14 protein-coding genes are annotated in these 20,839 nt (G+C 75.4%); 1 reads left to right on the forward strand and 13 read right to left on the reverse strand.

Annotation, left to right across the window (positions count from 1 at the left end; all coding sequences use genetic code 11):
* Nucleotides 1-70: 70 nt before the first annotated feature.
* The 10 genes from ACZ5GH_RS16980 to bldG all read right to left on the reverse strand — a co-directional run bounded on the left by ACZ5GH_RS16980 (nucleotide 71) and on the right by bldG (nucleotide 16,870).
* Nucleotides 71-1,777 carry an alpha/beta hydrolase gene (locus tag ACZ5GH_RS16980; protein WP_464334641.1) on the reverse strand — a complete coding sequence of 569 codons (1,707 nt, stop codon included), beginning with the start codon at nucleotides 1,775-1,777 and terminating at the stop codon, nucleotides 71-73.
* 154 nt (nucleotides 1,778-1,931) lie between these two features.
* The gene (locus ACZ5GH_RS16985) at nucleotides 1,932-3,107 is read right to left on the reverse strand and encodes an alpha/beta hydrolase (protein WP_387752621.1); all 1,176 of its coding nucleotides are present in this window, start codon (nucleotides 3,105-3,107) and stop codon (nucleotides 1,932-1,934) included.
* A gap of 384 nt (nucleotides 3,108-3,491) precedes the next feature.
* Nucleotides 3,492-4,703, reverse strand: a complete 1,212-nt coding sequence (locus ACZ5GH_RS16990; RefSeq protein ID WP_387753179.1) for a DNA polymerase III subunit delta' — start codon at nucleotides 4,701-4,703, stop codon at nucleotides 3,492-3,494.
* 284 nt (nucleotides 4,704-4,987) lie between these two features.
* Nucleotides 4,988-8,548, reverse strand: coding sequence for a dTMP kinase (gene tmk, locus ACZ5GH_RS16995; RefSeq protein WP_464334642.1), 3,561 nt, complete (start codon nucleotides 8,546-8,548; stop codon nucleotides 4,988-4,990).
* A 259-nt stretch (nucleotides 8,549-8,807) separates the two neighbouring features.
* Nucleotides 8,808-11,678, reverse strand: coding sequence for a type I DNA topoisomerase (gene topA, locus ACZ5GH_RS17000; RefSeq protein ID WP_387752616.1), 2,871 nt, complete (start codon nucleotides 11,676-11,678; stop codon nucleotides 8,808-8,810).
* Between the two features lie 442 nt (nucleotides 11,679-12,120).
* Complete coding sequence (locus ACZ5GH_RS17005; protein WP_387752613.1) at nucleotides 12,121-12,579, reverse strand: DUF3592 domain-containing protein; 459 nt, start codon at nucleotides 12,577-12,579, stop codon at nucleotides 12,121-12,123.
* Between the two features lie 256 nt (nucleotides 12,580-12,835).
* A complete protein-coding gene (locus tag ACZ5GH_RS17010; protein ID WP_464334643.1) occupies nucleotides 12,836-14,368 on the reverse strand; it encodes a DUF7059 domain-containing protein in 1,533 nt (510 codons plus the stop codon).
* Nucleotides 14,369-14,670: 302 nt separating this feature from the next.
* A complete protein-coding gene (locus ACZ5GH_RS17015; RefSeq protein WP_464334644.1) occupies nucleotides 14,671-15,456 on the reverse strand; it encodes a hypothetical protein in 786 nt (261 codons plus the stop codon).
* Nucleotides 15,457-15,949: 493 nt separating this feature from the next.
* Nucleotides 15,950-16,369 carry an ATP-binding protein gene (locus tag ACZ5GH_RS17020; RefSeq protein WP_387752605.1) on the reverse strand — a complete coding sequence of 140 codons (420 nt, stop codon included), beginning with the start codon at nucleotides 16,367-16,369 and terminating at the stop codon, nucleotides 15,950-15,952.
* A 159-nt stretch (nucleotides 16,370-16,528) separates the two neighbouring features.
* The gene (gene bldG / locus ACZ5GH_RS17025; RefSeq protein ID WP_030240921.1) at nucleotides 16,529-16,870 is read right to left on the reverse strand and encodes an anti-sigma factor antagonist BldG; all 342 of its coding nucleotides are present in this window, start codon (nucleotides 16,868-16,870) and stop codon (nucleotides 16,529-16,531) included.
* Nucleotides 16,871-17,092: 222 nt separating this feature from the next.
* Here bldG and ACZ5GH_RS17030 point away from each other — a divergent pair, with 222 nt between their 5' ends.
* Complete coding sequence (locus ACZ5GH_RS17030) at nucleotides 17,093-19,564, forward strand: DEAD/DEAH box helicase (protein WP_464334645.1); 2,472 nt, start codon at nucleotides 17,093-17,095, stop codon at nucleotides 19,562-19,564.
* Here ACZ5GH_RS17030 and ACZ5GH_RS17035 read toward each other — a convergent pair.
* The 3 genes from ACZ5GH_RS17035 to ACZ5GH_RS17045 all read right to left on the reverse strand — a co-directional run bounded on the left by ACZ5GH_RS17035 (nucleotide 19,559) and on the right by ACZ5GH_RS17045 (nucleotide 20,788).
* Entirely contained in the window at nucleotides 19,559-20,119 is a 561-nt protein-coding gene (locus ACZ5GH_RS17035) for an Rv3654c family TadE-like protein (RefSeq protein WP_464334646.1), read from the reverse strand. The two genes, ACZ5GH_RS17030 and ACZ5GH_RS17035, sit on opposite strands and share 6 nt — an antisense overlap.
* Nucleotides 20,107-20,571, reverse strand: coding sequence for a TadE family type IV pilus minor pilin (locus tag ACZ5GH_RS17040; RefSeq protein WP_464334647.1), 465 nt, complete (start codon nucleotides 20,569-20,571; stop codon nucleotides 20,107-20,109). Before ACZ5GH_RS17040 ends, ACZ5GH_RS17035 begins: the two co-directional genes overlap by 13 nt.
* A gap of 70 nt (nucleotides 20,572-20,641) precedes the next feature.
* Nucleotides 20,642-20,788, reverse strand: a complete 147-nt coding sequence (locus ACZ5GH_RS17045; RefSeq protein ID WP_464334648.1) for a DUF4244 domain-containing protein — start codon at nucleotides 20,786-20,788, stop codon at nucleotides 20,642-20,644.
* Nucleotides 20,789-20,839: the final 51 nt, after the last annotated feature.

Genomic DNA, 20,839 nt, shown 5'->3' on the forward strand with positions numbered 1-20,839 from the left:
TCATCGTAACGTCGCACCGGTGATCGGTTGAAGTGAAAACCACCTGTCGGACACCCGGCTCCAGGCCGCCCTACCGCTCGCAGCGCTTGCCCTGCTCCGGGGCCTCCCCGGTCAGCAGGAAGCGGTTCACCGCGCCGTCCACGCAGGGGTTGTGGCGGCCGTACGCGGTGTGGCCGTCCCCGTCGAAGGTGAGCAGACGGCCGGACTCCAGCTGACCGGCCAGCGACCGGGCCCAGGCGTACGGGGTGGCCGGGTCGCGGGTGGTGCCGATGACGACGATCGGGGCGGCCCCGGCGGCCCGGATGGTGTGCGCCGCGCCGGTGGCGCGGACCGGCCAGTAGGCGCAGGTCAGGGCCATCCAGGCCATGTCGCGCCCGAAGTGCGGCGAGACCCGCTCGAACTCCGGCACCGCTCGCTGGACGTCCTCCGGCCCGGTGAACGGAGCGGGCAGGTCGAGGCAGTTCACCGCGGTGTTGGCGAACATCAGGTTGGGGTACGAGCCGTCCGCCTCGCGCCCGTAGTAGTCGTCGGAGAGCTTCAGCAGGCCGGTGCCGTCGCCGGCCTCGGCGGCGGCGAGCGCGGTGCGCAGCTCGGGCCACAGGAAGTCGGCGTACATGGCCTGGATGACGCCGGTGGTCGCCTGGGACTCGGTGAGCCGGCGGCCGCCGTCGGTGGTGGGCAGCGGGGCGGTGCGGACGCCCGCGAACAGGGCGGTGAGCTGCTCGCCGACCTGCTGCTCGGTGCGGCCGAGCGGGCAGTCCTCGCGCGTGGCGCAGTCCTGGGCGAAGGCGGTCCAGGCGGTCTCGAAGCCGCCCGCCTGAGTCCGGTTGCCGGTGACGGAGTCGAGCGCCGGGTCCATCGCGCCGTCCAGCACCAGTCGTCCGACCCGGCCGGGGAACAGCCCGGCGTAGGTGGCGCCGAGGAAGGTGCCGTAGGACTTGCCGACGTAGTTCAGCTTCTCGTCGCCGAGCAGGGCCCGCAGCACGTCCATGTCGCGGGCGCCCTCGACGGTGCTGAGGTGGCCGAGCGCCGCCCCGGCCTGCTTCCGGCAGCCCTCGGCGAACTCCTTGTCGGCCGCGATCAGCGCGTCGATGCCGCGCTGGTCGCCGGGGGTCAGGTCGACGGTGGTGTAGGCGTCCATCCGGTCGCCGGTCAGGCAGTTGACGGGGTTGCTGCGGCCCACCCCGCGCGGGTCCAGGCCGACCAGGTCGTAACCGGCCCGCACCCCGCGGTCGTACGTCCGGGCGGCGGCCTCCAGGTACTCGATCGCCGAGCCGCCGGGCCCGCCCGGGTTGAGCAGCAGGGAGCCTAGCCGTGTGCCCGGGGAGGCGGAGGTGGGAGGGGATGCGGCGTCGGCAGGGAAGGCGGAGGAGGCGGAGGAGGCGGGGGAGGCGGAGGAGTCGGGGACGGACGGCTCCGCCGTCGCGCGGGCGGCCGCCAGGGTGAGGTCGCCGTCCCCCGGGTGGTCGTAGTCCAGCGGAACCCGGAACGTCGTGCACTCGAACCCGCCGTCGCACGGCTGCCAGGCCAGGCGTTGCGCGTAGTACGGCGCGAGCGCGGCCGGGACGGCGGCGGGCAGCGGCTCCAGCGGGGTGGCTGCCGCCGGGGCCGAGGGCGCGACGGGAGCGGCCGAGGGCGAGGAGGACGCCTTCGCCGCCCCGGACGGATCGGCGCTGCAGCCGCCCGCCAGCAGCCCCGCGACGACCAGCGCCGCGGCCAGCGCGCGTGCCTGCGCCCGAGTCCGTGCCTGTGTCTGTGCCCGCCCGACGGCCCTCATCCGTCACCTCTCCGCAATCGACCAGCACGTGAACAACCGGAGGAACGACCAGGGGGACAACCGGTGGATCAACTCCCGAGAGCACCCGGAGGAAACGCCGCTGCCCGGCACCCGCCCCGGGGTACCGGGCAGCGTAGCGCCGCCGGAGCGGCGCTCAGGACGCCTTGGCCAGTGCCTCGGCCAGGTACTGCGCCGCCTGCCGGACCAGCCGCAGCCGCTCCCGGTCGGGGGTGTAGTCCTGCACGTTGTCCGAGATCCGCACGTCGGCCTTGGCCGCCGCTCCGGGCCCGGCCTTCAGCGCGGCCTGGAGTTTGCGGGCCGCGTCCAGCCCGGCGGAGTCCGACCTGGCGGCCGCCAGCAGCAGCCTGGCCGCGCTGCCGGCCGGGGCCTCGGCGCCGGTCTGGGTGAGCGCGGTGGCGTCGTACCGGCCGGAGACCGCCGCGGCCGCCCCGTACAGGTCCGGCCGGGACAGCCCGGCGGCCGCCGCACAGGGCGCACCGCCGTCGACGCCGAGGGTGCCCCAGGAGGCCGGGCCGGGCGGCAGGGCGCGGAAGGAGGCCGCGATGGTGGCGCGCAGCGTCGCGTCGTCGGCGACGGCGGCCGGGGCTGCGGCGACCAGCTCGCAGGGGTGCGCGGTGCCGTTCGGCGCCTCGGGGGCGACCAGGATGAAGGGTCGGGTCTTGCCGGTCTGGAGAGCCGAACCGATGCCCTCGAAGACGTCGGGGACCTCGGAGTCGGCGGTCTTCTGAGGCGTGGCGGCCTGCATCACGACGACCGGGAAGCGGGCGTTCGGCTCCTTGGAGTACTGGGGCGGGAGCCAGACCCGGATGTTGCGGGGGCGGCCGTCGGGGCCGAGCACGGCGGACTGGAGCAGCTCACCACCCCCGGGGTGGCCGACGCTGTCGAAGCGGCTGGCCACGACCGGAGCGCTGGTGGGAGCGGACACAACGGCGGGAGCAGCGGCTGCGGCTGCAGCGGCTGCCGATTCGGCGCCTGCGGGCGGCGCCGCCTGCTGCTGGCGGGCCGCCTCCCCCGAATCGGCCCCGGCGCCCGCGGCCGAGTCCACGACCGGCTCCGCCCGGTCCGGCTCCTGGGCGTCCCGGCCGAGGCCGCCGAAGGCGCCGAACGCGGTGAGCACGGTCAGCGCGGTGACGCACACCCCGCAGACCATCGCGCCGCCCGCCCGCAGCAGCATCGGCCAGCGGTCGCCGGCCAGCTCGTAGGTCTCGGCGGCGCGCAGATCGCGCCAGCGCTGGCGGGCCCCCCGGGCCAGCCAGACCCCGCCGAGGGCGGCGGCCAGCAGGGGGATGACGAGGAGCGAACGAACCACGGGACGCACCACCTCTGGAGGGGGCCGCGCCGAACCGGAACCGGCGCGTGCGGGAGGCGACCGCCCCCATAGCGGGCGCAGTCGGCCCCCAGCGTGCACACCGGGCGCGCGGTCACACGACGGTGTGCCCGGCGAGTGTCGCCCGTTCACTCGAAGGGGGGACGTCCCTCGCTCCGGGGGGCCTACGGGCTCGCCCGCTGAAGCGCACCGCCCGGTGGAGCGCACCGCTTGGTGGAGCCCCCGGTGGAACCGCGCCCGGCACAGCGGGCCGGCCCTCGGAACGCATGACGAGCGGGCGACCGAGCGAGCGACGGAACAGCCCTCGGACAGACGCCCCGGCCCGACGCCAGGACGCCCCGGCCCGAGGCCCGGACCGTCCGGCACTCAGCCCGCGCGCAGCGCCACCGTCATGGCCTCGACCGCCAGCAGCGGGTCCACGTTGCGGTCCAGCGCCTGGCGGCACGCCAGCACCGCCTCGATCCGGCGCAGCGTGCTCTCCGCCGGACCGGCCTGGGCCACCCGGTTCAGCGCCTGCCGCTGGTCCTCGTTGGCGAGCGCGCCGGTGGAGCCGAGCTGGATGGCGAGCACGTCCCGGTAGAAGCCCAGCAGGTCGAGCAGGGCGACGCCGAGGGTCTCCCGGCGGGTGCGGGTGGCGCGGCTCTTCTGCCGCTTCTCCAGCTCCTTGACCGCGCCGGCCATGCCGCGCGGTGCCTTGCTGCCCTCGGCGGCGCCGTAGGCGGCCTTGAGGTCGTCGGTCTCCTTGGCGTCCTGGGTCTCGGCGAGCGCCTCGGCGTCGGCCTTGGCGGTGTCGACCAGGCGCTGGGCGGCGGTCAGGCAGCCGCCGATGTCGCCGATCTCCAGCGGGATGCGCAGCACCTCCGTCCGCCGCGTCCGGGCCTGCTCGTCGACGGCGAGGCGGCGCGAGCGCTCGATGTCGCCCTGCCCGGCGAGCGCGGCCAGTCGGGCCGTCTCCGGGTCCACCCCGTCGCGGCGGACCAGGGTGTCGGCGACCGCCTCGGCCGCCGGTGTGCGCAGCACCAGCAGGCGGCAGCGCGAGCGGATGGTCGGCAGCACGTCCTGGACGGAGGGGGCGCAGAGCAGCCAGACGGTGCGCGGGGAGGGCTCCTCCACGCCCTTGAGCAGCGCGTTCGCGGCGGCCTCGGTGAGCCGGTGGGCGGCGTCCACCAGGATCACCGACCAGCGGCCGCCGGTCGGGTAGCTGGAGGCGCGCATCACCAGGTCGCGCATGTCGCCGACGCCGATGGAGAGGCCGTCGGTCCGGACGTACTTCACGTCGGCGTGGCTGCCGGCCAGCACGGTGTGGCAGCCGTCGCAGAACCCGCAGCCGGGCGTGCCGCCGAGCGCGAGGTCGGGGCTGGTGCACTGGAGGGCGGCGGCGAAGGCGCGGGCGGCGGTGACCTGCCCGGCGCCGGGCGGGCCGGTGAACAGCCAGGCGTGCGTCATCAGGGAGGCGTTCGCGCCCTCGACCGGGACGGCCCCGCGACCGGCCTCGACCGTCGCCCCGGCCGCCCGGGCGGCGGCGGTCAGCTGCTCGACCACCCGCTCCTGGCCCACCAGGTCGTCCCAGACGGCCACTGCTGCTCCCAAGCTCCGTACGGCAGCGCTCCCGGCGCCTCTTCCCCGCCGTCGAGCATACGTCGCCGCTCCGACACCCACTGCTCCGTCCGGGTCACGGCGAACGGGGCGGCCCGGTCCCCAGGCCCTGGCCGCGACGTCCCAGGCCCAGGCCCAGGCCCGAGGCTCCCGCCCCGAGGCGACGGACCTCCGCCGACCGGCCTTCCCCGACGGACGGCCCACCCGACGAAACGCGGCGGCGCCGCCGGGGACCTGCCCCGACGGCGCCGCACACGCGTGTCCGGTCAGCCCCGGCGGCCCCAGCGACGGCCCTTGCCCTTGCCGTCGCCCTTGTCCTGGGCGTCCCCGCGTCCCTCGGGACGCTCCGCGCCGGCCTGCGGGCCGCCGTACGGACCCGACTGGCCCTGGCCGCCGCGCTCCCAGTGCGTCCACTCGTCGTGCGAGCCGAGCAGGGTGTCGGTGAGGCTCGGCAGGTCGTCCAGCGGCGTCTCCTCGGCCCACTCCGGCCGCGGCCGCTCGGTGCCCGACTGCGTCTTGGGCTCCGGCTCGGCAGCCGGCTCCGCGCCGACCACCGGCAGCTCGCGGGTGCTGTCCACCGGCTCCGCCCGCCGCGGGCCCTGGGCCGGTCGGCCCTCGGTACGGCTCTGGGCACGGCCCTCGGTACGAGAGTCGGCACGACCCGGCTCGATCCGAGGCAGCACCTCGGTCCGGTCGGTCTCCGCCGGAATCGTCGGCAGCACGGCCGTCTCGTCCACCGCCGAGGCCGGTACCACCGGCAGCTTGGCGGTCTCGTCGACCGATCCGGCAGCCCCGCCGGCGGCCCGGCGCGCCTCAGCGGCCTTTCGTGCCTCGACGGCCTCCGCGGCCCGGACGGCCGCCTGACGGTCCCGCGGCGACAGCTCGCGCGTCGCCTCGTCCCCGAGCCCGCCCGAAGAAGCCTGCCCCGCCGCCTGTGCCGACGGCCCCGACGGCCGCGACGGCGCCTGCGAGGCATCCCGCGGAGCGTCCGCCGGAGAAGCGTCCCGGACCGCCCGCAGCTCCGTGGTCACGGCATCCCCGGCCGTCCCCCCGGAAGCCGGGCCCGAACCCGTACCCGGAGCAGAACCCGGAGCAGCACCCGGCCGCCCCTCGGCCCGGTCCTCCGCCGACTCCGCCGCCGCAGCCGCGGCCGCGAGCGCGGCGGCCTGCGCCAGCCGCGCCTCCTCGGCCCGCTGGAGCGCCTCCTCCGCCCGGCGGCGCTGCTCCTCGCGGGCGAGCTCGCGCTGCCGCTGGAGCTCGGCCTGGGCAGCCGCCTCGTCGGCGATCCGCTTGCGCTCGGCGGCCTCCGCGGCCAGCCGGGCCTCCTCGGCGGCGCGGCGCTCGGCCTCCTGCTCGGCGCGGCGCTTCGCCTCCTCCTCCGCCCGGCGGCGGGCTTCCTCCTCGGCCTTGCGCCGGGCCTCGGCGGCGGCCCGCTCGGCCTCCTCCTTGGCCAGCCGCTCCTTCTCCTCCTGCTCGGCCCGCAGCTGCGCCAGCACCTCCTGCCGCTTGCGCTCGGCGGCCTCCTCCACGGCCTTCCTGCGGGCCTCCTCGGCTGCGCGGCGCTCGGCCTCCTCCTTGGCCAGCCGCTCCTGCTCGGCGCGGGCGGCCTTCTCCTGCTCGGAGAGCGGCAGCTCGCGGTCGAGCCGGTGCCGGATGGCGGTGGTGACGAAACCGGGGGCCTGGCTGCCGTCCACGACCAGGTAGCGCGCCGGGTCGGCGGCGGCGAGGGCGAGGAAGCCGGCCCGGACCCGCTGGTGGAACTCGGTGGGCTCGGACTCCAGCCGGTCCAGCGCCTCGGTGAAGCGCTCGCGGGCCCTGGTCGGGTCGACGTCCAGGACGACGGTCAGGTCGGGCAGCAGCCCGCCGGTGGCCCAGCGGGAGATCCGGGCGACCTCGGTCGCGGCCAGGTCGCGCCCGGCGCCCTGGTAGGCGATGGAGGAGTCCATGTACCGGTCGGTGATCACCACCGCGCCACGGGCGAGGGCCGGGCGGATGACGTTCTCGACGTGCTCGGCGCGGTCGGCGGCGTAGATCAGCGCCTCGGCGCGGTGCGACAGGCCGGTGTTGCCGACGTCCAGGACGAGGCCGCGCAGCCGCTGGCCGACCGGGCTGCCGCCGGGCTCGCGGGTGAGCACGACCTCGTGCCCCTTGCCGCGGATCCACTCGGCGAGCGCCTGGGCCTGGGTGGACTTGCCGGCGCCGTCGCCGCCCTCCAGGGCGATGAAGAAGCCGGTGCCCGCGCCCCGGTGCGGCGCCGGGCCGCCCGGGCCGCGCACCGAGTCCACCAGGTCCCGGACGAACGGCGCGGTGCCGCGCCGGTCGTCGGTGCGCAGCAGCACGACCGCGGCGAGCACCAGCGTGAGCAGCCCGGAGGTCGCGACGGCCAGGGCCGCGCCGCCGTGGATGAAGGTGAAGGAGCCGGGCTCGACGGTGCCGTACTCGACGTCCCCGTAGCCGGCGGCGATCAGCGGGACGGCGACCAGCGCGGCGGCGACCACGGCCCGGAGCACCGCGAACAGGTGCTCGGTGACCTTCGGCAGCCGGGCCTCCTCGACCTCCTGGGCGAGCAGCGTGCGCCCGGCCGAGACCACGATCCCGGCGGCCAGGCCGGCCAGCACGGTGAGCAGCAGGACCAGCACGAAGTCCAGCACCAGCCCGGCCAGGATCAGCGCGACGCCCTGGGTGAGCAGGGCCAGCGCGAGCAGCCGGCGGCGGGACAGCGAGGGCAGCGTGGCCCGGGTGAGCCGGGCGCCCAGGGCGGGCGCCCCGGTGGCGGCGAGCACCAGCAGGCCGTAGCCGATCGGCCCGGCGCGGTGCTCGGCGGCGGTGAGCAGCGCGAGCGCGGCGACGCCCGCCATCGCGGCGTAGCCGGCCGCGACGGCGAAGGTGAAGTACGGAGCGCTGCCGGTGCGGCCCTTGCCCAGCGCGGGGCCGGGGGCGGCGTCGGTCGGGGCGCGCAGGCCCTGGAACGGGGAGACCGGGGCGACGGACACCGGGCCCCCGGGCAGCTGCTGGAGGTAGCCGCGGACCGCCGAGGCGGCGAACAGCCCGGCCGCGCCGAGCGCCGCGAAGGTGAGCTGGTGGGCGCGGAGCCAGTCGGAGCCGAGGGCCGCGGCGATGTTGTTGAGCAGGGTGAAGGCCACCAGGCAGACGGCGCCGAGCGGCACGGTGACCCAGCCGGTGAAGCGGTCGATGCCCCGGACGCTCTCCAGGTTGGCCGCGGCCGGACGCTGCTCGGCGGCCGGGGCGTACGGGTCGGCCGGCGGCAGCAGGCCCGGGACGGCGGCGGCCTCGGCGATCCCCCAGACCCGCTCGGCGGCACCGGTCAGGAACACGGTGGCGAGCAGGACGTAGGCGGCGGCCCCGGAGGGCCTGGCGGTGGAGCCCAGCCAGACGCTCCACCAGGGCGCGAGGCCGATCAGCAGGGCGCGCAGCACGTCGGCGCCGAACAGCGTCCAGCGCCGGTCCAGCTTGCCGGCCACCAGCCGGTGCACCGGTCCGAGCAGCGCCACGCCGACCAGGCCGGTGGCCAGCACCCGGACGGCGAGGACCGCGGCGAGGGCGAAGGCGAGGCTGCGCGGCGGGCTGCCGAACCGGCCGCCCTCGGCGGCGGCGATCACGGTGAGCGCGAGCAGCACCAGCAGGCCGAGCCGGTCGGCGGTGCCGCCGATCAGCTGGGTGGTCCACAGGCGCCGGTAGGCACGTGTCCGCAGCAGCGCCCGGGCCCGGTCCATCGGAGTCCCGGCGGGCGCGACCTCGGGCAGGTCGGACGCCCAGGCTCTGGCGGCCGGGGCGGCGCTGGGGGTGGGCTGCTCCTCGCTCGTCATACGGTCAGCGTAGCGGGCGGGGCTTGGCCGGATTGCGGCGAACGGGCTTCCGGATCCCGCTCATCACCGGGTTGTGACGTTCCCCGCACAGATCCCCGCGCGCATCCCGGCACGCATCACCGTGCGCATCCGCGCACGCGTCCCGGCACGTCCGGCCCACATCCTCATGCGCATCCCGGCAAGACCCCCGTCCCACCCCGGGCAGCGCTCGGGCCCGCACCCCGGGATCGGGGTGCGGGCCCGCTGTCACCGCCGGGGATCAGCCCTCGTCGGTGGCCGTGGTCTTGCTCGCGGCCGTCTTCTTGGCGGCCGTCTTCTTCGCCGCCGCCGTCTTGGTGGTGGTGGTCTTCTTGGCCGCGGTCTTCTTCGCGGCCGCGGTCTTGGTCGCCGCGGTCTTGGCCGTGGTCGTCTTCTTGGCCGCGGCCTTCTTGGCCGGGGCCTTCTTCGCGGCCTTCTTCACCGGCCCGCGCGCCCGCTTCTCGGCGAGCAGCTCGTACCCGCGCTCCGGCGTGATGGTCTCGACGTCGTCGTCCTTGCGGAGCGTGGCGTTCGTCTCGCCGTCGGTCACGTACGGGCCGAAGCGGCCGTCCTTGACCACCACCGGGCGCTCGCTGACCGGGTCGTTGCCCAGCTCCTTGAGCGGCGGGGCGGCGGCGGCCCGGCCGCGCTGCTTGGGCTGGGCGTAGATCGCCAGCGCCTCGTCGAGGGTGATCGTGAAGAGCTGGTCCTCACTGGTGAGCGAACGGGAGTCGGTGCCGCGCTTGAGGTACGGGCCGTAGCGGCCGTTCTGCGCGGTGATCTCCGCGCCCTCGGGGTCGGTGCCGACCACCCGCGGCAGCGAGAGCAGCCGCAGCGCGTCCTCCAGCGTGACGGTGTCCAGCGACATCGTCTTGAACAGCGAGGCGGTGCGCGGCTTGACCGCGTTCTTGCCGGTCTTCGGCGTGCCCTCGGGCAGGATCTCGGTCACGTACGGGCCGTAGCGGCCGTCCTTGGCGACCAGCATGTTGCCGCTGACCGGGTCCTGGCCGAGCTCGAAGTCGCCGCTGGGCTTGGCCAGCAGTTCCTCGGCCAGCTCGACGGTGAGCTCGTCCGGCGGCAGCTCGTCCGGGATGTCGGCGCGCTGGCCGGGCTCGCCCTCGACCGCCGAGGCGCGCTCGACGTACGGGCCGTAGCGGCCGACCCGCAGGGTGATGTCGTCGCTGACCCTGAACGAGCTGATCTCGCGGGCGTCGATCGCGCCGAGGTCGGTGACCAGTTCCTTCAGGCCGCCCAGGTGGTCGCCGTCGCCGTTGCCGGCCTCGGCGGCACCGCCCGCGGCGTGGCCCTCGCCCTCGCCGAAGTAGAAGCGCTTCAGCCACGGCACGGACTGCGCCTCACCGGCGGCGATCCGGTCGAGGTCGTCCTCCATCTTGGCGGTGAAGTCGTAGTCGACCAGCCGGCCGAAGTGCTTCTCCAGCAGGTTGACCACGGCGAAGGAGAGGAACGACGGGACGAGCGCCGTCCCCTTCTTGAAGACGTACCGGCGCTGGATGATCGTGTCGATGATCGACGCGTAGGTGGAGGGGCGGCCGATCTCCCGGTCCTCCAGCTCCTTGACCAGCGAGGCCTCGGTGTAGCGGGCCGGCGGCTTGGTGGCGTGGCCCTCCGGGGTGATCCGCTCGGCGGCCAGCGGGTCGCCCTGGGCGACCTGCGGCAGCCGGCGCTCGCGGTCGTCGAGCTCGGCGTTCGGGTCGTCGGCGCCCTCGACGTAGGCCTTGAGGAAGCCGTGGAAGGTGATGATCTTGCCGGAGGCGGAGAACTCGACGTCCCGGCCGTCGGCGGAGGTGCCGCCGACCCGGACGGTGACGGACTGGCCGACCGCGTCCTTCATCTGGGAGGCGACGGTGCGCATCCAGATCAGCTCGTACAGCCGGAAGTCGTCACCGGTCAGACCGGTCTCGGCGGGGGTGCGGAAGCGGTCGCCGGACGGGCGGACGGCCTCGTGCGCCTCCTGCGCGTTCTTGACCTTGCTGGCGTAGGTGCGCGGCGCGTCCGGCAGGTAGTCGGCGCCGTACAGCTGGGTGACCTGGGCCCGGGCGGCGGAGACCGCGGTGTCCGACAGCGTGGTGGAGTCGGTGCGCATATAGGTGATGAAGCCGTTCTCGTACAGCTTCTGGGCCACCTGCATGGTCCGCTTGGCGCCGAAGCCCAGCTTGCGGCTGGCCTCCTGCTGGAGCGTGGTGGTGCGGAACGGCGCGTACGGCGAGCGGCGGTACGGCTTGGACTCGACGCTGCGGACCGCGAACGCCGTCTGCTCCAGGGCGGCGGCCAGCTGACGGGCCGCCTGCTCGTCCAGGTGCAGGGTGTTCGCGCTGGCGGCCTTCAGCCGGCCGTCCTGGCCGAAGTCGCGGCCGCTGGCGATCCGCTTGCCGTCGACGGAGGCCAGCCGGGCGCCGAAGGTCTCCGGGTTCGCGGCGTCGGCCGGGGTGCGGCCGGTGCCGAAGGTGCCGACCAGGTCCCAGTACGAGGCGGTGCGGAAGGCCATCCGCTCGCGCTCGCGCTCGACCACCAGCCGGGTCGCGACGGACTGCACGCGGCCCGCCGACAGCTTCGGCATGACCTTCTTCCACAGCACCGGCGAGACCTCGAAGCCGTACAGCCGGTCGAGGATGCGGCGGGTCTCCTGGGCGTCGACCAGGCGCTGGTTGAGCTCGCGCGGGTTGGCCACGGCCTCCTGGATCGCCGACTTGGTGATCTCGTGGAACACCATGCGGTGCACCGGCACCTTGGGCTTGAGCACCTGCTGGAGGTGCCACGCGATGGCCTCGCCCTCGCGGTCCTCATCGGTGGCGAGGAAGAGCTCGTCGGACTCCGCGAGCAGCGACTTCAACTTGCTGACCTGGGACTTCTTGTCCGCGTTGACCACGTAGATCGGCGCGAAGTCGTGATCGACGTCCACCCCGAGACGGCGTACCTCGCCGGTGTACTTGTCCGGCACCTCGGCCGCGGTGCTGGGGAGGTCGCGGATGTGCCCGACGCTCGCCTCGACGATGTAGCCGGGGCCCAGGTAGCCCTTGATCGTCTTCGCCTTGGCCGGCGACTCGACAATGACGAGTCGCTGTCCGTGCGCGGTCTCGCTGCTCGGGGACACCTTCGCTCTTCTCTCCCGGTCCTTATGTGGCTGGTCGGCGCCGGCAGCACGGGCTGCGCTCCGCCCGACCCCTCCACCGTCCCAGGGCTGCCGCGGCACGACACCCCCACCAGCGGAGTGTGACCGTACCCCGGCCACCCTTGTCAAACGGACTGATCCCGCTTTTTCACTTGCCGGGCTCACCGACGCCACTCGAACGGTAACCCGATGACGGAGGTTCGCGCCCCGCGGAGGGGGGCCTTCGGCAGGTTCCGGAGGATGGAATGACGGATTTCAAGATCTGTCAACGAAAAATCGACGGGCGGGCGCGGGGTGGCGCGAATTCGCCCGGGGGCGCGTTCGGCGGCGGGACGCTCGGTGTCCGCGCGGCGCTCGCTCGGCGCTCGCTCGTCGGGTGGTCGGCGGGCGGTGGTCCGCGGGCGGCGGTGGGCGGGCGTGGGGCTCAGGCGCCGGCCACGGCCAGCAGGCCTGCGCCCGCCGCCAGGCAGCCCACGCCCAGGACGCTCCACAGCAGGTCGACGACGGCCGCCCGGCCGACCTCCCCGGCCGCCAGCACCACCCGGCTCGGATGCCGCGGGTCGTAACAGATCCGCACCGGGACACCTGGCGCGAAACGGTCCGGCCGGCGCAGCGGAGTGTGCCCGCGCGGGCGGGCGATCACGAGCCCCGCTATCCCGCACGCGCCGGGGCCGCCGACCGAGGGCGGCACCGAGAAGGAGAGCAGCGGCGCGCTGTCCAGCTGGCCGTGCACGTCGTCCTCGGCCACCACGGTGGCCACCGTCGGCACCCCCCGGTGGCGCACCCGCAGGCGCAGGCTCACTTCCGCGGCGCACCAGAGCAGCAGCACGCCACCGAAGAGGGCGAGCACCGACCCGCCCACCATCGCCGTCGTCGTGTCCACCCCTGGCCCCCGGCTCCCCAGCTCTGTCCACAGCCTGTGGACAGAGCTTCACAGCGGAGAGCCAACGGGAGACAGCCGTCCGGCGGCGGCCGGACGAACCAGGGGGTACGGGCGGGTGAACCGGGCCCGGATCCCGACGGGGTCCGGGCGTCCGGTCAGACCAGACCGGTCACGACTGACCGGTTTCGACCGGCCGGCTTCGACAAGACCGGCTTCGACAGACGGGTCTCAGCGGACCGGCTCCGACAAACCGGTCTCAGCGGACCGGGTCGATGAAGCCCTGCTCGGTCAGCAGGCGCAGCGACTCCGGCACCCGGTCCCGCAGGACCACCCGGTCCTCGCCGAGCAGCTGCGCGATGGCGTCCACGATCTCGCCCGCCGACAGCGTCCCGTCGCAGACCCCGACGAAGCCGGCGCCCACCGTGTCCACCTTCGTGGCCCTTCGCATGCCGCGGTTGTGACGCAGGATCACGTGCTCGGGGTCCTCCGCGCCCGGCGCGCCGACCTGCTCCTGGACCACCTCGTCGGCCAGCACGTAGCGGGCCGCGAGCAGGCCCGCGTCGTCGTGCGAGCGGAGGAAGTCCTGCCGGTCGAACCAGGCCTCGATGTGCGGGCCGAGCGGCTGCTCCACCGGGTGCGGCCACTCCTCCGCCCGGACGGTCGGACGCTCGGCGCCGCTCGCCCGCAGGGTGATCCAGCCCATGCCGATGCTCTCGACCCGGCCCGCTTCGAAGGCGTCCAGCCACTCGCCGTACCGGGCCTGGTAGTCCCCGCCGGGGCCGCGGTGGTCGCCGCCGTCGCGCAGCCACAACTCGGCGTACTGGGCCACGTCCTGGACCTCGCGCTGGACGACCCAGGCGTCCAGGCCGGTGCCCGCGACCCAGCCGGCCAGCCGCTCGTGCCAGTCCTCGCCCTTGACGTGCTGCCAGTTGGCGAGCAGCTGGCAGTAACCGCCGGGCTCCAGGTGGTCGGCGGCCGAACGGACCAGGCTGCGGCACAGGTCGTCGCCGGCCATGCCGCCGTCGCGGTACGTGAACCGGCCACCCGGCGAGATGACGAACGGCGGGTTGGAGACGATCAGGTCGAACTTCCGCTCCCCGACCGGCTCGAACAGGCTTCCGGCGGCCACCTCGGTGTTGTCGAAACCGGACAGCGCCAGCGTCAGCTCGGTGAAGCGCAGCGCGCGCGGGTTGAGGTCGGTGGCGGTGACGGTACCGGCGTGCCGGGCCGCGTGCAGCGCCTGTACGCCGGAGCCCGAACCCAGGTCCAGCGCGGCCCGGACGGGGCGGCGCACGGTGATGTTGGCCAGCGTGGTGGAGGCGCCGCCGACGCCCAGCACCAGGTCCTTGCGGGCCACCCCGTGCGCGGTCTCGCCGGAGCCGATGCCGCCCGCGCCGCCCACCGCGCAGCCCAGGTCGGAGACCACCCAGGCGTCCGAACTGGGCATCCCGGCGACCTCGTTGGCGTACGGCCGGACGTCGACGGTGGCGCGCACCAGATCGCCGTCGGGGCGCAGCCAGCCGTCCGCCAGGCAGTCCTCCACCGGCAGCGCGGCGGCGGCCGCCCGGTACGGGACCGGCTGCTGCAGCAGGAACAGCCGCACCAGCGTCTCCAGCGGACTGCCACCGCGGGTCGCCCGCAGCGCCGGGACCGCCTCGCTGCGGGCCAACGCCGAATAGCCGATGGGCCCGAGCAAGTCCAGGCATCCGTCGGCGGTGAACGAGGCGGCGAGCAGCGCCTCGCGGAACTTGGCGAGGCGGGTGGGGTCGAGAACGGGGCTACTGATCACCCCGCCATTGTCCCCCGCCGCCCAGCCCGCGGCCGCCGCTGCGCCCCGCGCCCATCGGACGGAAGCCCGCGCCGCACCGCGCGCCCCCGGAAGCCGCCGTGCGCCGCCCTGGCGGGCGCGCCGAGTCGTTCGGCGGGCCGCGGGACACCGCACCGGCTCCCGCGGGCACCGGCTCCCGGGGACAGCGGCTCCGCGGACGCAGGCCCGCACGGCCGGTTGTCGGGCGGCGCGCGTCGCCCGCCGCTGACGGCTACCGGGGCCGGTGTCAGGGGCGGGCGCGCGGATCGTCCGGTCCGCCGGGCTCAGCTCGCGCTGGGGGCGGGGGTCTCCGGGGCGGCGGGCGGGGCGGCCGGAGCGGTGGTCGAGCCGGCCGCGGCCGGGCTCGCGCCGTCGGTCGCACCGGGCGCCGGGGTGGCCGCCGGGGCACCCGGGGTGTCGGTGGCACCGGGGGCCGGGGTCGTGCCCGCGCCGCCGGGGGCCGGGGTACCGCTGGCACCGGCACCCGCGCCACCGGTGGTACCGCTGGTCGGGGCCGTGGTCGGGGACGGCTTGCAGCCCTCCTGCTTGGCCATCGCCGCGCCGAGCTCGCCGCGCTGGAGCTTGCTCTGCGCCTGGGTGGAGAGCGAGGCCAGCTGCTGCACCTGGTCGGCCACGCTGCGCAGCCCGTCGGCGAACTTGGCCTGGTCGTTGTTGGGCAGCGCGTCCAGCTTCTTCTGGACCTCCACGTAGCCGTCGGCCGCCTTCTTCAGCTCGTCGACGGTGTCCTTCTGGAGGGTCGCGCCGTCCTTCACCTTGGGCGCCCCGGCCGAGTCGATCGCGGCGGCTATGTCCTGGTTGGTCTTGGCCAGCCGGCCGATGTCCGTGGAGAGCCGCTTCTGCAGGTCGGCCGGAGCCTCGCCGGTCTTCACCTGGCCGGTGTCGGCGAGCGCGCTCTGCGCCTGGGTGATCGGGGCCTTGGCCGCGCCGCAGACGGTCGACGCCCAGGAGTCCAGCTGCTTGCTGTTCTGCTTGCCGTCATCGCCGCAGCCGACGGCACCGAACGCGAGCAGCACGCCGAGGGCGGGTACGGCCAGCAGTCGCTTGTTCACCGGGAGAAGCCTTTCGGTTGCGGTCGTCATCGGTCGTCGAACCTACACGGCCGGTGCCCGTCCCCCGGCTCCCCGGTCCCCGCTGCCCGTTCACGCATGGGGCACCCGTCTCGACACCCCCGACCGGACCGTTCCCGGCCCCCGGGCGTCCCCGCCCGTCGCCCGGAAGGCACCCGCGCGCCGGCTCCAGGGCCCCGCCGGACCCGGTCCTCGCACGGCATGCTGACGGGCCGGCTGACTGATCGGCCGGTCGGATCGACGGCCGGTCGGCGGCCGGTCGGCGGCCGTGGCGAAGTCGGCGCCCTCCCCCGGGCGCCGGCCGAAGAGCCGTGCGGCAGGGCGGCAGGGCGGCAGGGCGGCCCGACGCGTCCGCGGTGACGGGGCAGCCGCCAGTGCGGGATGGTCCGCCCGGGCGCATGACGAGGTGCCGGCCTCCGGCTTGGGGCGCGGGCGCACGGGAAACGGGGACGGGCGGAAACGCGGAGGCGGAGCCTCAGACCGCGACGGATGGGACCGAAACCGGCCAGCTCATCCGGATCAGGCCACCGTCCGCGCCGTTGGTGACCTCCAGGTCCTCGACCAGGCCGGTGATCACGGCGAGGCCCAGGGTGTCCTCGTCCGGCTCGCCGCCCTCGGCGGCGCCGGAGGCCGGGACGGCGGCAGGGCCGGCCTCGTCCTCGACCTCGATGAGGAAACGCTTCTCCTGGTCGGTCAGCGCCACTCGGACGGTGCCGCCGAGGCCGCCGCGCTGGTGCAGTCCGACCGCGCGGGAGCACGCCTCGCCGACCGCGAGCCGTACCTCGTCGAGCACCGACTCGTCGACCCCGGCCCGTCTGGCGACGGCCGCGGCGACCAGTCGGGCCGTCCGCACATGCTCGGGAAGCGCGCTGAATCGAAGTTCGACGGTTGCCATCTCTCCCCCTCGGGGTGCTTCGACCGGGGCCGGACGTCCGGCCCCTGCGGACCGGCGGAACCGGCCCAGAAGCGCCCGGGGGACGCGCCGGGCCACGCGGGCCCCGGCACCCGGACGCGATGAACGAGCGGGCCGGCCGCACGGGCCGGCCCGGTCGCGTCAGTCGGTCGCGCTGACCGCGTCGTCCACCGAGGTGTGAATCGGGAAGACCTTGGTCAGGCCGGTGATGCGGAAGATCTTCAGGATGCGCTCCTGGTTGCAGACGAGGCGCAGCGAGCCCTCGTGAGCGCGCACCCGCTTCAGACCGCCCACCAGCACACCGAGGCCGGTCGAGTCGAGGAAGTCAACGCCCTCCATGTCGACGACGAGGTGGTACTTGCCGTCGTTGACGAGCTCGACCAACTGCTCCCGCAGCTTCGGGGCGGTGTACACATCGATCTCGCCGCCAACCTCGACGACCGTACGATCGCCGACTGAACGGGTCGACAGGGACAGGTCCACGGAACCTCCAGCACCTTGCCTTGCTACGTCATGTGCGATCCTCGGCCGGACGGCCGCCACCGCATGGTCGCGAGCCCGGGCGCGCCCAGCCAACGCGTGGCAAGCCTCAGCGCTGCGACCCACGGCCATACGGCCGTCACGGCCACATTCAACCACCTGCGACCATGCCCGCACGATGGCTTACGACGATTCTCCGTCACGCCGGTGACACACTGGGTCCCCATGCCGCCCCGACACAGCCCGCCCGAGGCACTGCTCACGACCCTGGCCACCGTCCGGGGACGGTCCGACCGGCTCACCCATACGGAGCACCTTCCCGCCCGACCTGCGCGTTATTCACCGTGGCCCGACTCGATCCGTCCGGAGATCGTGGCCGCGGCGCGCGCCGTCGGGGTGGAACAGCCGTGGGCGCACCAGGCAGAAGCGATGAATCTGGCCAAAAGCGGCCAGACTGTGGTGATCGCCACAGGCACCGCCTCGGGCAAGTCGCTGGGCTATCTGGCCCCGGTACTCAGCGATCTGCTGGACGGCACCGAGGCCCGCAACGGCCGTGGCGCCACCGCGCTCTACCTGGCGCCCACCAAGGCGCTCGCCGCCGACCAGCGCCGCCGGGCCGCCGAACTCGCCCCGCCGAGGGTCCGCGCCGCGCTGTACGACGGCGACACCCCGCCCGAGGAACGCGAGTGGGTCCGCCAGTACGCCTCCTACGTGCTCACCAACCCGGACATGCTGCACCGGGGCATCCTGCCCGGCCACGCCCGGTGGTCCTCCTTCCTCAAGGCGCTGCGCTACGTGGTCGTCGACGAGTGCCACAGCTACCGTGGCGTGTTCGGCTCGCACGTCGCCCAGGTGCTGCGGCGGCTGCGCCGCGTCTGCGCCCGTTACGGTTCGTCACCCGCCTTCCTGCTGGCCTCCGCCACCACCGCCGACCCGGCCGCGACCGCCCGGCGGCTGACCGGGCTGCCCGCCGCGGCCGTCACCGAGGACGCCTCTCCGCGCGGGCCGATGGTCTTCGGGCTCTGGGAGCCGCCGCTGACCGAGAACGTCGGCGAGCACGGCGCGCCCGTGCGCCGCACCGCGACCGCCGAGGCCGCGCACCTGCTGACCGACCTGGTCGAGCGGGAGACCCGCACCGTCGTCTTCGTCCGCTCCCGGCGCGCCGCCGAGCTCGTCGCGCTCCAGACCCAGGACCAGCTCGACCGCGCGCTCGCCGGACGGGTCGCCGCCTACCGCGGCGGCTACCTCGCCGACGAACGCCGCGCCCTGGAGCGCGACTTGCACACCGGCCGACTGCTCGGCCTCGCCTCCACCTCCGCTCTGGAACTCGGCGTCGACATCTCCGGCCTCGACGCCGTCCTGATGGCCGGCTACCCCGGCACCCGGGCCTCGCTCTGGCAGCAGGCCGGCCGGGCCGGCCGGGAGGCCCAGGGCGCGCTGGCCGTCCTGATCGCCCGGGACGACCCGCTGGACACCTACCTGGTGCACCACCCGGAGGCGCTGTTCGCGGCCCCCGTCGAGGCCACCGTGCTCGACCCCGACAACCCCCACGTACTCGCCCCGCACCTGTGCGCGGCCGCCGCCGAACTCCCGCTCACCGATGCCGACCTGGAGCTGTTCGGGCCGTCCACCGCGCCGCTGCTGCCGGTCCTGGAGCGGCGCGGCCTGCTGCGCCGGCGCAGCGACGGCTCCTGGTACTGGACCCGACGCGAGCGCGCCGCCGACGCGGTGGACCTGCGCGGCAGCGGCGGCAGCCCGGTGCAGATCGTCGAGGCCGACACCGGCCGACTGCTCGGCACGGTGGACGCCGCCGCCGCGCACACCACCGTCCACACCGGGGCCGTCCACCTGCACCAGGGCCGCACCTACCTGGTCCGGGAGTTCGACCTGGAGAGCTCCGTGGCCCTGGTCGAACCGGCCGACCCGCCGTACACCACGGCCGCCCGCGACATCACCTCCGTCTCCGTCCTCGACACCGACACCACCGTGGAGTGGGGCGAGGGGCGGCTCAGCTTCGGCTCGGTGGAGGTGGTCAACCAGGTGGTCGGCTACCTCCGGAAGCGGATCTCCACCGGGGAGATCATGGGCGAGACCAAGCTCGACCTGCCGCCCCGCACGCTGCGCACCCGCGCGGTCTGGTGGACCGTCACCGAGGACCAGCTGCTCGACGCGGACATCCCGCCCGACCAGTTGCCCGGCGCCGCCCACGCCGCCGAGCACGCCTCGATCGGCCTGCTGCCGCTGTTCGCCACCTGCGACCGGTGGGACATCGGCGGCGTCTCCGTCCCGCTGCACCCGGACACCGGGCTGCCGACCGTGTTCGTCTACGACGGCCACCCGGGCGGGGCCGGCTTCGCCGAACGCGGCTTCCAGCGGGCGGTCCAGTGGCTGTCGGCCACCCGGACGGCGATCGCCTCCTGCGAGTGCGAGCGCGGCTGCCCGTCCTGCGTCCAGTCACCCAAGTGCGGCAACGGGAACGACCCGCTGGACAAGGCCGCCGCCGTCCGGCTCCTGGACGTCCTGCTGGCCGGGGCACCCGGAGGCGCGGGGGAGCCGGACCGGCAGCAGGAGCCGGACCGGCAGGACCGAACAGACGAGGCGGGCGGGCGGGGCAGGCAGGGCGGCCCGGAGACGGCGGAGGCGGCCTCGGAGCTGGACGGTGGAGCGCCAAACGGTGGAACGCCGGACGGTTCATGAGACCGCCGCCGCGGTGCTCGGGGCTCCGCTCGGAGCACCGCCCGGCCCCTCGCCCCGACCCCCGCCCGGCCCCTCGCCCGACCCGCCCCCCGGAACGTCCTCGGGAACGGTGACCGGGGCCCGTACCGGCCCTGCCCGTGCCCTCGCCCGCGCCGGGCCGACCGGCAGCCGGGCCGGGAGCCCGCGGACCCCCACCTCGGCCACCACCTCGACGGCGTCCGCCGACCGGTCGACCGCACAGGACACCAGCCCGGCGCCCTGTACGGCGGCGAGTTCGGCGGCCCGCGCGCAGCCCCCGTCCGGGTCCAGCAGCAGTCGGTCCGCCGCGGCCAGGGCCGCGAGGTCGGCGGCGGACTCGGCCCGGTGCCGGGCGGCGACCGCCGAGCCCACCGCGATCGTCGCGGCGAACACCGCCGTGCCCAGCATCGCCAGGGCGACCAGCCAGACCGTCGCCGAGCCGGCGTCCGGCCCCCGCCCGCCCGCCGCGACCGCTCGGGCGGCACGGGCACTCGCCACCAGGCCCGCCGACGCCCGCAGCCGGCTCAGGACGGCCATGGGCCACCGCCTCCCTCCGTAACCGCCACCAGGGCGTCCTCCCGCGCCGCCACGGCCGCCGCGGTGAGCCGGACGGCGAGCAGCCCGCCGAGCCTGCCCGGCCCCGCGCACGGCGCCTCCACGTCGACCCGCACCGTGTCGGCCGCCAGGGCCACCCGGACCTGCGCGCCCGGCGGGGCCGCCGCACGGGCGAGTTCGGCCGCGTCCGCCTCCCCGCGCGCTGCCGCCCTGGCACCGACCCGGGCGGCGTCCACGCAGCGGATCTGCGCGGCCGCCGCGAGCACGCCCCAGATCAGCATCGCCACGAGCAGGACGAGCGCCGGCAGCGCCACCGCCGTCTCCGCCGTCACGAAACCCGCGTCACCGCGCCGCCCCGGCCGCAGCGACCAGGCCCGGCCGACACACCGCTCCCCCGCCCGGCGAGGGCCTGCCCCTGCCCCCTGGCCGGGCATCCGCCGGGCGGACCTCCCGGCCGAAGACTGGGGGCGCGGCGCGCCGCAGAGGCGGGTTCGTCGACCGGCGCTAGGTCGCATGGAGCGCCCGCACCAGCATGTCGGTCAGCGCACCCGTGATGGCCTCGCTGGTCACCACCTTGTACAGCCCGGCCGCGAGGGCGCACGCGCCCAGCGTTATCTTGTGCAGAAGCAAGCCGTAAGGCAAGTAAGTCAAGTAGGGTGATCTCTACTTGATTTACAGATATCCGGGGGGTGTTAAAGCAAG

It is taken from the genome of Kitasatospora sp. Xyl93 (assembly GCF_055383135.1).